This is a genomic window from Kitasatospora sp. NPDC086791 (assembly GCF_040685975.1).
Classification (GTDB): domain Bacteria; phylum Actinomycetota; class Actinomycetes; order Streptomycetales; family Streptomycetaceae; genus Kitasatospora.
Map to the genome: position 1 here is coordinate 83,868 of NZ_JBFBOC010000023.1, position 10,481 is coordinate 94,348.

Consider the following 10,481-nt stretch of genomic DNA (forward strand, 5'->3'; position numbering starts at 1 on the left):
GGGCGCGGGCCGGTGATTTCCCGCCGCACGCGGGAGTTCCGTCCCAGGCCGACTCCACCCGCATAGGATGCGGGAGGTGCACCAGGCGGACGGGGCACGGGGCCGCGCCCGCGGTGGTGTGCCCTAGGAGGTCCGCGGCAGTGACCAGTCAGGTCGATCAGTCAGAGGCAGTGGACGGCTCGGACGGCGACGAGGCCCGTGCCGGGAGCGGTGGTGCGCGCCCCGGCGCGAACGTGCCCGCCGGCCCGCCGTCCCCGGGCGGCCCGGCACCCGGGCGCTCCAAGCCGATCCGCAGACTCGACCGGGTGATCATCCGTTTCGCCGGCGACTCCGGTGACGGCATGCAGCTCACCGGTGACCGGTTCACCTCGGAGACGGCGTCCTTCGGCAACGACCTGTCCACGCTGCCGAACTTCCCGGCCGAGATCCGCGCCCCCGCCGGTACCCTCCCCGGGGTCTCGTCCTTCCAGCTGCACTTCGCCGACCACGACATCCTGACCCCGGGCGACGCCCCGAACGTGCTGGTCGCGATGAACCCGGCAGCGCTCAAGGCGAACCTGCCGGACCTGCCGCGCGGCGCGGAGATCATCGTCAACACCGACGAGTTCACCAAGCGCGCGCTGGCGAAGGTCGGTTACCCGGCCGACCCGCTGACCGACGGGTCGTTGGACGGCTTCCACCTGCACAAGGTGCCGCTGACCACGCTGACCCTGGAGGCGCTCAAGGACAGCGGCCTGGCGCGCAAGGACGCGGAGCGGGCGAAGAACATGTTCGCCCTCGGCCTGCTGTCCTGGATGTACCACCGGCCCACGCACGGCACGGAGTCGTTCCTGCGCGCCAAGTTCGCCAAGAAGCCGCAGATCGCCGAGGCGAACGTGCACGCCTTCCGGGCGGGCTGGAACTTCGGTGAGACCACCGAGTCCTTCGCGGTCTCCTACGAAGTGCCGCCGGCCAAGCTCCCGGCCGGGCGCTACCGCAACATCTCCGGCAACCTCGCCCTCTCCTACGGGCTGATCGCCGCCGCGCAGCGCTCGGGCCTGCCGCTGTACCTGGGCTCGTACCCGATCACCCCGGCCTCGGACATCCTGCACGAGCTGAGCAAGCACAAGAACTTCGGGGTGCGCACCTTCCAGGCGGAGGACGAGATCGCCGGCATCGGTGCCGCGCTCGGCGCCGCCTTCGGCGGGGCGCTCGGCGTGACCACCACCTCCGGGCCCGGGGTGGCGCTCAAGAGCGAGACGATCGGCCTGGCGGTCTCGCTCGAACTGCCGCTGCTGGTCGTGGACATCCAGCGCGGCGGCCCCTCCACCGGCCTGCCGACCAAGACCGAGCAGGCGGACCTGCTGCAGGCCATGTTCGGCCGCAACGGCGAGGCGCCGGTACCGATCGTCGCCCCGGCCACGCCCGCGGAGTGCTTCGACGCGGCGCTGGAGGCGGCCCGGATCGCGGTCACCTACCGCACCCCGGTCTTCCTGCTCTCGGACGGCTACCTGGCCAACGGCTCGGAGCCCTGGCGGATCCCCGAGGTCGACGAACTGCCCGGGATCGACCCCCGGTTCGCGACCGGCCCGAACCGCGAGGACGGCGCCTACTGGCCGTACCTGCGCGACCCGCACACCCTCGCCCGGCCCTGGGCGGTGCCCGGCACGCCCGGCCTGGAACACCGGATCGGCGGCATCGAGAAGCAGGACGGCACCGGGAACATCTCCTACGACCCGGCCAACCACGACTTCATGGTGCGTACCCGGCAGGCCAAGATCGACGGCATCACCGTCAAGCCGGTCGAGGTGGACGACCCGACCGGCGACGCCCGGGTGCTGGTCCTCGGCTGGGGTTCGACGTACGGCCCGATCACCGCGGCGGTGCGCCGGGTGCGCGCGGACGGCGGCGAGGTCGCCCAGGCGCACCTGCGCAACCTCAACCCCTTCCCGGCCAACCTGGGCACGGTCCTGCGGAGTTACGAGAAGGTCATCGTGCCCGAGATGAACCTCGGGCAGCTCGCCCTGCTGCTGCGGGCGAAGTACCTGGTGGACGCCGAGTCCTACAACCAGGTGCGCGGACTGCCCTTCAAGGCGGCCCAGTTGGCGGACGTGCTGTGGGCCGCGATCGGCACCCTGGACGAGGAGGACCACCGATGAGCGAGCGCGGATTCCCGTCCCTGCGGCTGGTGCCCAAGGCCGAAGCGCCGCAGAGCGCACGGGACTTCAAGACCGACCAGGAGGTGCGCTGGTGCCCCGGCTGCGGGGACTACGCGATCCTGGCGGCGGTGCAGTCCTTCATGCCGGAGCTCGGCATCAGGCGGGAGAACACCGTCTTCGTCTCGGGCATCGGCTGTTCCTCGCGCTTCCCGTACTACATGAACACCTACGGCGTGCACTCGATCCACGGGCGGGCGCCGGCGATCGCGACCGGCCTGGCGAGCTCGCGGCAGGACCTCAGCGTGTGGGTGGTGACGGGCGACGGCGACGCCCTGTCGATCGGCGGCAACCACCTGATCCACGCCCTGCGGCGGAACGTCGATCTGAAGATCCTGCTGTTCAACAACCGGATCTACGGCCTCACCAAGGGCCAGTACTCGCCGACCAGCGAGCTCGGCAAGATCACCAAGTCCACCCCGATGGGCTCGCTGGACGCGCCGTTCAACCCGCTCTCGCTGGCGCTCGGCGCCGAGGCCACCTTCGTCGCCCGCACCATCGACTCCGACCGCCAGCACCTGCAGTCGGTGCTGCGGGCCGCGGCCGAGCACCGGGGCACGGCGCTGGTGGAGATCTACCAGAACTGCAACATCTTCAACGACGGCGCCTTCGAGGTGCTGAAGGAGCCCGGCACCCGCGACGAGGCGCTGATCCGGCTGGAGCACGGGCAGCCGATCCGCTTCGGCGCGGAGGGCGCCAACGGCGTCTTCCGGGGCCCGGACGGCGAGTTGTTCACCGCGCCCGTCACCTCGGAGAACGAGGCGGAGCTCCTGGTGCACGACGCCCACGCGGCCGGCCCGGCCACCGCCTTCGCGCTCTCCCGGATCGCCGACGCGGACACCCTGCACCACACGCCGATCGGCGTGCTGCGCAGTGTCGAGCGGCCCGTCTACGACGAGCTGATGGCGGACCAACTGGCCACCGCCACCGCCGAGCGCGGCCCGGGCGACCTGGCCGCGCTGCTGGCGGGCAACGACACCTGGACGGTGGACTGACCGCCACTGCCGCCACTGCTGCCACTGACCGCCCCACGGCGCGCGTCGGTGCGCGTCGGCGCCCCCTCGTCCCGGCCGGGACGAGGGGGCGTCCGTCGTTCCGCGGCTACCGCCCGGCCCACTCCACCAGCTCGATCACGACCCCGTTCGGGTCGGCGACCTGGAACAGCTTCTCGCCCCACGGCTCCTCGCGCAGCGGCAGCGTGATCGCGACCCCCTCCTCGCGCAGCCGCCGTTCCTCGGCGGCGACGTCCTCGACGACGAACACCAGGATCACGCCGTCCGCGATCCGGTGCCGCTGCTCCTCCGGCAGGACCTCCAGGCCGCGCCGCAGGAGGACGACGGCGACCCCGCCGCCCGGGTGCTTGAGCGAGACGAAGCCGTCGGCGGACATCTCCTCGGCGTAGCCGAAGTGCCGCTGGAGGAAGGCGGCGGAGGCGGTGACGTCCTCGACGGTCAGGGCGACGGCGGTGGTGGTGATCTGCAAGGCGAGAACCCTCTCGTCGGCATCGCGGGGCATCCGTACGGTTACCCCGTACGCAGTACACTATACATAGTACGGAGAATTGCGCCAGGGTGGTCCGAGGGCCGGCCGCGTTCGCGCTCGTGCCTTCGCTCACGCCTGCGCTCGTGTCCGTGTTCGAGAAAGTCCGGCGGCGAACCGCCCGGCGCCGCTAGGGTCGGGGCATCGCATCGAGCAATGGGGGGTCGATCCGATGTCGGGCGCCGGATTCGAGGTTTCACCGGAGCAGTTGAGGTCCTCGGCGGCCAATGCCTCGTCCATCGCCGCCGGTCTTGCCACGCCGGTCCAGACCGCGGGCACCGCCTCGGGGGCCGCCGAGACGGCGCTCGGCGGCTGGCAGGTGGCCGGGCAACTGGCCGCCGTGGTCACCGCCTGGACGCAGGGCGTGGAGAAGATCCGCACCGCGCTCGGAACGGACGAGGAGGCGCTCCGCAAGGCGGCCGACGGCTACGGCAAGACCGAGAGCGGGAACGCCGGGGCCCTCCGGTAGCGGAACAGGGGAAGGGGGGCTCCCGTGGTGGACTTCGCGCGCCTGCGCGACGTGAAGCTGGAGTCGGTGACGGAGGCCGGCAAGGACTGGCAGGCCGTCGCCAAGGCGTTCGACCAAGCACGGCAGCACATCGAGGAGTCGGTGCTGAAGCCGCTCGGGACCTGGACCGGACCCGCCGCGACCGGCGCCCGGCACTCGTTCGGCGAGCAGGAGCTGCAACTGCAGGTGGCCGCACTGGAACTCCAGGCGGTCGAGCAGGTCCTGGCCGGCTTCGTCCTGGCGGTCACCACCGCCCAGCAGGAACTGCAGTACGCGCTGACGGAGGCGAGCAGGCTCGGTCTCACGGTCGACGCCAACGGCACGGTCACCGCGACGCCGACGCCGGCCGACCAGCTGCCCAAGAACGCGGCGCTGCGCCAGGAGGCCGCGGACTCCTACCGCACCGAGGCCGCGTACGCCGCGACCCTCACCGCCGACATCGCCGCCGCCGTCCAGGCCGCCACCCAGGCGGACGCCAAGTGCGCGGTCGAACTCGGCAAACTGGCCGCGGAGTCCAGGCTCCTCGACGGATCGGGGCGGAACGGCCTGGCGGGCGCGCTCCAGCTCGCCGCCAAGGACCTCGGCGAGGCCACCCGGCTCGCCGGGACGGTCGAAGGCGACGCCGTCCCCGCCGACCCGGCCGCCCGGGCCGCCTGGTGGAATGCCCTGGCGCCGGACCAGCGGAACCTGTTCCTGGACGCGGCGCCCTGGAAGGTCCAGGGCCTGCCCGGCGTGCCGACGCTCCCGGAGTACTACAAGCAACTCGCCCTGAAGAAGGCGGGGATCGACCCGTCGGCCTGGGATCCGGACAAGGGCCTGGACTTCAACGACCAGACGGTGCAGAAGGTCTACGCCTGGTACCAGAAGCTGTGGGACGAGAACCGGGACTTCCAGTGGGCCGGAATGGCCAAACTGGCCGGCGCACCGGTGTACGGCGGGCTCCACGACCTCAACGAGGTCATCAAGGGCGCCGACATCGGCGGGCTCGTCGTTCCCGTCCCGGGGATGTCGCTCCTGGCCGGCCTCAGCACGGAGGAGGTCCAGTGGTTCCAGAACAAGTTCCTGAACATGCAGAAGGACATCTTCGACGACGTCGGCGCCATGCACGCCGCCTACCAGCAGTACGGCATGGCGGGCATCGAGGCGTTGCAGGCGCAGGACCCGATCCTCTACCCGAAGGAACTGACCGATGCCTGGCGGGACATCGAATCGGGCGACCCGAAGAGGGTGGCGGCCGGCAACGCGGCTCTGTTGGAACGTGAGCAGACCAAGGTGCTGCCGACCTCGTACAAGGAGGTGGAGAAGTACCACGGCCCGGTCGGGGACACGTTCGCCCAAGTGCTGTCAGCCATGACCGAGTCACCGATCCCGGGCGGCAAGTCCTTCAACGGCTACTACGGCGGCGAATGGTCGACCTGGCGGGACGATCGGTACGTGACCGACACCGACGATCGGATGGACTGGATCCGCAAGGACATGCTGCCCAAGTACCAGCAGCTCCTGGCGGATCCGGTGCAGGCGAAGACGCTCATCGACACACCGCTGCTCGAACGGGCCGACGCGTACGAGGTCGTGCCGTGACGCGGGCGTGGAGGATCCGGATCCTCGCGATTCCGTTCTGCCTCGTTCTGCTGGCGGCCGGGTGCTACCTGGTGAGTGGGGGTACGCGTGCTGTCCACTGGGACCTCCGGAGCTCGCACCGGGGCGCCGATCTCGGGGTCAAGCTGAATCCGCACAGCGGCCACGACTTCGAGGACCTGGGCCCCCTGGACATCGACCTGCCGGGCGGACAGCGCTTCCACGCCGACAAGATGTTCCTGGTCGTGGCTGCCACCCACGATGACGCCGAGAACATCGACGAACTCGTCTGCTGGTACCCCGGGATGCCGCTCGAAGAGGCGTACGGGAAGGCCATGGAACTCGCCAAGCAGTTCGGCCTGAAGTCCGACGGGATCGTCGGCTTCCGGCGGGCGGTCCTCGATCATCTGGCAAAGGGTGATCGGTCGCATCTCGCCGGGCTGGAGGGCGGGTCCGACTTCCCTTTGCTGACTCCGACCGGACCGCTCTTCGGGATCAGCCTCAAGTACGAGACCGTCAACAGCGGGCAGCCCGTGACCTTGAAGGTCAACATCGCCTGGGGCGACAACCTGCGGCTCACCCTCCGGGACCAGGCCACCGCGTCCGCCACCCCGGCCACCCCGGCCATCCCGACCGCGCCCTGATTCGGAGGCCCCGTTGCCGTACGAGCAGCCCGTTCAGCCGACGGCCGTCACCTGGAACCTCCGCGGCAGCCACGCCCGCCGGGACGTGGGCTGGCCCGAGGGCGTCCGGCGCCGCTGGCACCTGCCCGTGGTCGCCGCGACCATCGCGTTGCCGGGCGGGCGCTGGTTCACCGGCCGGGTGGAGCTGACGGTCGCCGCCGCGGGGGAGGCGCTCGACCTGGTCAGCGCGACCTTCCCGGCCGCCACGGTGGACGACGCCTACCGCTTGTCGGGCGAGCTGGCCGCGTACTGGGAGCTGCCGGCCGAGCCCGTGGAGGCCTGGTACCGCGAGGCGAGGGAGGGGCAGGCGGCGGGCCGGCGGATCACCGAGTTCGGGTTGAGCATCCGTGGCCCGCGGTTGGCGGAGCCGTTCGGGCCGACGGTGAACCTGGTGTTCCTCTTCGCGCCGGGCGGTCCGCGGCCGGTGCGGCCGGCGCTCTACTTCGAGTGGTCGTGAGCGGTGCCCCACCGGGGTCGCCGGGGCCGCCCGGGTCGGCGAGGTCGGAGAGGCCGGCGGGGCACCGCACGGTCGGCCGGGAGCGTCAGTAGACGCAGGGGATGCCGCCGTCGGACTGCGCGTCGACCCCCGGGCCCTGCATCGGCAGGCTGGCGGCCGGGTCGGACGGGGCGCCGGACGGGGCGGCGGTCTTGTCCCCGTCGACGCCGGTGAAGCCGGTGCCGAGGGTGACCACGACGCGGTCGGCGCCGACGGAGGCGGTGGTGGACTCGGTGGCGGTCACGCCGTAGCGGGCGGCGATCTGGTCGGCGGCCTCCTTGGCGCCCTTGCCGTAGACCACGGTGGTGGTCTTCGGCCTGCTGCTCGCCGGGCCGGTCCGGCCCTCCTTGAACCCCATCGCGACCAGGGCCTTGGACTCGGCGGTGGAGGAGACCCCGGTGGCCGAGGAGGCGTTGAGGACGTCCACGGTGACGGCCTTGGCTGCGGTCGGCGTCGGCGTCGGCGTCGGCGTCGGGGTGGGCTGCTGGGTGGTGTCGCCGGCCGGGTCGCCCTGGGCCGGGGCGGCGGCGTCGGCGTAGCCGAACACCTGCTTGACCACCTTCTGGACCTTCGCCGGGGTCACCAGGTTCACGTCCTGGCCGTTCCGGGTGCCGAAGCCGTCGAAGGTGAGGGTGTTGAACTCGACGTTCCCGCCGGTCAGCGCCGGGGCCTGCTGGGCGAAGTCGAGGATGTTCCACTCGTTGTCGATGACGAGGTCCTTCTGTATGACGCTCATCAGCTGCTGCATCTTGCCGAGGTCCCCGACGATGCCCTTCTGCTTCAGGTTGTGCACGACGGCCGAGATGAAGGCCTGCTGGCGGTGGGTGCGGGCGAAGTCGCCGGAGTTCCCGTCGGGGCCGTCGAGGTTGTGGCGCTGGCGGACGAAGGAGAGCGCCTGGGCGGCGTTGAGGGTGTTGATGCCCTTCTTGAAGTCGGCGCCGGAGCCCTGGCCCGCCATGGCCGGGTCCTTGGTGTCGTGGGTGAGGCAGACCTGGATCGGCTCGACCGCCTTGGCGATGTCGTAGAAACCCATCAGGTTGACCTCGGCGATGTGGTCGATGGGCTGGTCGAGGAACTTCTGCACGGTGCGGATGGTGGCCGCGCGCCCCAGGTCGCGGCCCGCCTTCTCCAGGTCGGCGCCCTTGAGGCCCTTGGCCCGCAGGCCCGGATCGGCCTTGTCTTTGGCCGCGCCGTAGGCCTCCTTGATCTTGGCCATGCCCAGCTGCGAGCCGTCGGCGTTGTAGGTCATGACGTAGTCGTCGCGCGGTATGGACACGGCCTGCACCTTGCCGCCGTTCGCCGGGATGTGCAGCAGGATCAGCGAGTTGGTGTTGTAGCCGCCGATTTCGGAGCTGTGGCCGGCGTGCAGCTCGTCCTGGACGAACTGCGGGGGCAGGTCGGACCCGTCCATGTTCTTGCGGCTGTCCAGGCCGATCAGCAGCAGGTTGACCGAGTTGTCGAGGTGCTTGGGGGCGTCCTTCTTCGTCTCGGCGATGACGTTGGAGGTGGTCATCCCGTCGGTGAGGGAGGTGTACTCGTACCAGACCACCCCGCTGGCGGCGAACACCGCGAAACCGACGGTGCAGGCCACCACCCGGCCGGCGATCAGCAGCGGGGAGGACGTACGGCTCCCACTGCCCCGGCGGGCGGCCGCCCGGCCACCGGCCTGCCTGGCGTTCTCCGGGGTGCCCCCGGTCCGCCCTGTCTGTGCGGCGCCCCCGGTGTGCTCGGTGCGCTCGGCGTCGTCAGCCATGCTGCCTCCTCCGCTGCCGGACCAGTCGGACCACGATCACGAGGAGGGCTGCCGCCGCGGCCTCGGCCATCACGGGAAAGCCGTTCACCACCCACCTCGCGGCGCCGGTGGCCAGGCCCTTGCCCTGGTAGCGGTCCCGGTGGGCCGCCAGCTCGACGGCGGCCGTCGCGCCCAGGACCACCAGCGGCGAGGCCGCCAGCACCCACCACCAGCCGTTGCGGCTGCTCAGTGCCGCCGCCAGGCCGGTCCCGAGCACCGCGCCCACCGCGAACACCAGGCCCATGCCGGGGCCGGAGACCTCGTCGACCGCGGCGCCGGCCAGTGGCAGCCCGAGGGCCACCGTCACGGGCAGTGCGGCGCCGCCGGGCAGGGGGCGTGCGGACGCCCCCGGTCTGCCGGCTGCCCGCCGCCGCGAACCCTGGTCCGGCGACCGTCCTCGCTGTCCCGCCACGCGCTCACCCCTGGTGTTCCCGTGTCCCGTGCGCCACGGTGGCGCACGCGCCCGCGCCGGTGCCTGGTCGGCGTTCGGAACTGTGTTCGTGGCGCTGCCAGTTCTGGACGTCCGGGCCGGTCGCCCGGTTCCCGCGGGCGGTCGGGGCACCCGTGCGGGGACGGGAGCTTCCGCTTTGCCTCTACACGGGTGTAGAGATCGTAGGCAGCATAGATCACATGCGTCCGGCGGCAGTCCGGAGCCGCCCTGCAGGTCAGGGCAGGTCAGTAGGGCGTCGGATAAACTACACCGGGTAGTTTCTAAGTGGTCGGCCGATGGCCGACGGATGAGGAGTGGGTCGTGGCGACCACGGGTGGAGCGGGACGGCCGGAGAAGCGCAAGGCGATCACGCAGGCCGCGATGGTGGTGTTCGGGCGCGAGGGGTACGTGCGGGCCAGCATGGACGCGATCGCGGCCGAGGCCGGGGTGTCCAAGCGCACCGTCTACAACCACTTCGCCGACAAGGAGACCCTCTTCCTGTCGGTGGCGCTGCAGAACTCGGCCGAGCTGACCGAGAAGATCCGGGACCTGATGGCGAAGTACCTGGACCGCGTGATGGACCTGCGCCGGGACCTGGTCGACTTCGCGGTGGAGCGGGCCCGCGCGGTGCTGTCCGCCGGTGAGCACGGGGCGCTCGGCCGGGCGATCCGTGCCGAGGTGGCCAACATCCCGGCGGACGTCCTGGAGGCCTGGCTGGAGGCCGGACCGATCGCCTCGCAGCGCGACCTCGCGGCGCACTTCGAGGCGCTCGCCGAGCGCGGGTTGCTGACCGTCGAGGACGCCGGACTGGCTGCCGAGCAGTACACGCTGCTGACCTTCCACGGCATCGCCGAGCGCTCGTTCTGGGGCGCCGTACCGGTGGCGGAGGAGGAGGTCGAGCGGATCGCGGCGGTCGGCGTCGACGCCTTCCTGCGGATCTACGGCGGGCCGGCGGCCCGGGGGTGAACCCGGCGGGCTGCCGGGACCGCAGGCGGGGCATTTGGCATGGGGGCGGAGTAGGAGTATTGTTCCCTAGTCGCTCGGCAGGGAGCACCGGACACGCGTCAGCGCGGACGGTCCCGGGGCGGCCAATCCTCTGAAACACCACGTCCCAGGTTCGGGCTGGGTTGCGTGCGCATTTCTGCGTCGCGGCCTGGCGCTTATCTGGCGTGCTCGTTTTATCGGATTGCGGCCGATTCGCTTTTCGGAGTACGGATCGGCTAGAGTTTGAAACGTCGGACAGGGCGTCAAGCCTCGGAA

Annotated in this window: 10 protein-coding genes; 7 read left to right on the forward strand and 3 right to left on the reverse strand. The window is 71.3% G+C overall.

Features of this window, described 5'->3' with window-relative positions; translation table 11 throughout:
- Positions 1 to 140: 140 nt before the first annotated feature.
- Both AB0Q99_RS25650 and AB0Q99_RS25655 read left to right on the forward strand, forming a co-directional pair.
- Positions 141 to 2,138: a 2-oxoacid:acceptor oxidoreductase subunit alpha gene (locus AB0Q99_RS25650; protein ID WP_363575538.1), complete on the forward strand. Its 1,998-nt coding sequence runs from the start codon at positions 141 to 143 to the stop codon at positions 2,136 to 2,138.
- On the forward strand, positions 2,135 to 3,190 hold the full coding sequence (locus AB0Q99_RS25655; RefSeq protein WP_363575540.1) for a 2-oxoacid:ferredoxin oxidoreductase subunit beta: 1,056 nt from the start codon (positions 2,135 to 2,137) through the stop codon (positions 3,188 to 3,190). The genes AB0Q99_RS25650 and AB0Q99_RS25655 overlap by 4 nt, the downstream gene beginning before the upstream one ends.
- A gap of 106 nt (positions 3,191 to 3,296) precedes the next feature.
- Here the strand turns inward: AB0Q99_RS25655 and AB0Q99_RS25660 are convergent, their stop codons facing one another.
- A complete protein-coding gene (locus tag AB0Q99_RS25660) occupies positions 3,297 to 3,677 on the reverse strand; it encodes a VOC family protein (protein WP_363575542.1) in 381 nt (126 codons plus the stop codon).
- Between the two features lie 229 nt (positions 3,678 to 3,906).
- Here AB0Q99_RS25660 and AB0Q99_RS25665 point away from each other — a divergent pair, with 229 nt between their 5' ends.
- The 4 genes from AB0Q99_RS25665 to AB0Q99_RS25680 all read left to right on the forward strand — a co-directional run bounded on the left by AB0Q99_RS25665 (position 3,907) and on the right by AB0Q99_RS25680 (position 6,960).
- Positions 3,907 to 4,203, forward strand: coding sequence for a type VII secretion target (locus tag AB0Q99_RS25665; RefSeq protein WP_363575544.1), 297 nt, complete (start codon positions 3,907 to 3,909; stop codon positions 4,201 to 4,203).
- Between the two features lie 24 nt (positions 4,204 to 4,227).
- The gene (locus AB0Q99_RS25670; RefSeq protein ID WP_363575546.1) at positions 4,228 to 5,823 is read left to right on the forward strand and encodes a hypothetical protein; all 1,596 of its coding nucleotides are present in this window, start codon (positions 4,228 to 4,230) and stop codon (positions 5,821 to 5,823) included.
- Positions 5,824 to 5,894: 71 nt separating this feature from the next.
- On the forward strand, positions 5,895 to 6,464 hold the full coding sequence (locus AB0Q99_RS25675) for a hypothetical protein (protein WP_363575548.1): 570 nt from the start codon (positions 5,895 to 5,897) through the stop codon (positions 6,462 to 6,464).
- Positions 6,465 to 6,477: 13 nt separating this feature from the next.
- Positions 6,478 to 6,960: a hypothetical protein gene (locus AB0Q99_RS25680; RefSeq protein WP_363575550.1), complete on the forward strand. Its 483-nt coding sequence runs from the start codon at positions 6,478 to 6,480 to the stop codon at positions 6,958 to 6,960.
- 85 nt (positions 6,961 to 7,045) lie between these two features.
- Here AB0Q99_RS25680 and AB0Q99_RS25685 read toward each other — a convergent pair whose 3' ends face one another.
- Both AB0Q99_RS25685 and AB0Q99_RS25690 read right to left on the reverse strand, forming a co-directional pair.
- Complete coding sequence (locus AB0Q99_RS25685) at positions 7,046 to 8,752, reverse strand: LCP family protein (protein WP_363575552.1); 1,707 nt, start codon at positions 8,750 to 8,752, stop codon at positions 7,046 to 7,048.
- Entirely contained in the window at positions 8,745 to 9,098 is a 354-nt protein-coding gene (locus tag AB0Q99_RS25690) for a DUF6542 domain-containing protein (protein WP_363575554.1), read from the reverse strand. The genes AB0Q99_RS25685 and AB0Q99_RS25690 overlap by 8 nt, the downstream gene beginning before the upstream one ends.
- A 444-nt stretch (positions 9,099 to 9,542) precedes the next feature.
- Here AB0Q99_RS25690 and AB0Q99_RS25695 point away from each other — a divergent pair, with 444 nt between their 5' ends.
- The gene (locus tag AB0Q99_RS25695; protein WP_363575555.1) at positions 9,543 to 10,187 is read left to right on the forward strand and encodes a TetR/AcrR family transcriptional regulator; all 645 of its coding nucleotides are present in this window, start codon (positions 9,543 to 9,545) and stop codon (positions 10,185 to 10,187) included.
- The last annotated feature ends 294 nt before the right edge of the window (positions 10,188 to 10,481 follow it).

Bases quoted from the DNA above. Each gene is read 5' to 3' on its own strand.
- AB0Q99_RS25655 (WP_363575540.1), top strand. From the start codon at position 2,135: ATGAGCGAGCGCGGATTCCCGTCCCTGCGGCTGGTGCCCAAGGCCGAA.
- AB0Q99_RS25665 (WP_363575544.1), top strand. From the start codon at position 3,907: ATGTCGGGCGCCGGATTCGAGGTTTCACCGGAGCAGTTGAGGTCCTCG.
- AB0Q99_RS25685 (WP_363575552.1), bottom strand. From the start codon at position 8,752: ATGGCTGACGACGCCGAGCGCACCGAGCACACCGGGGGCGCCGCACAG.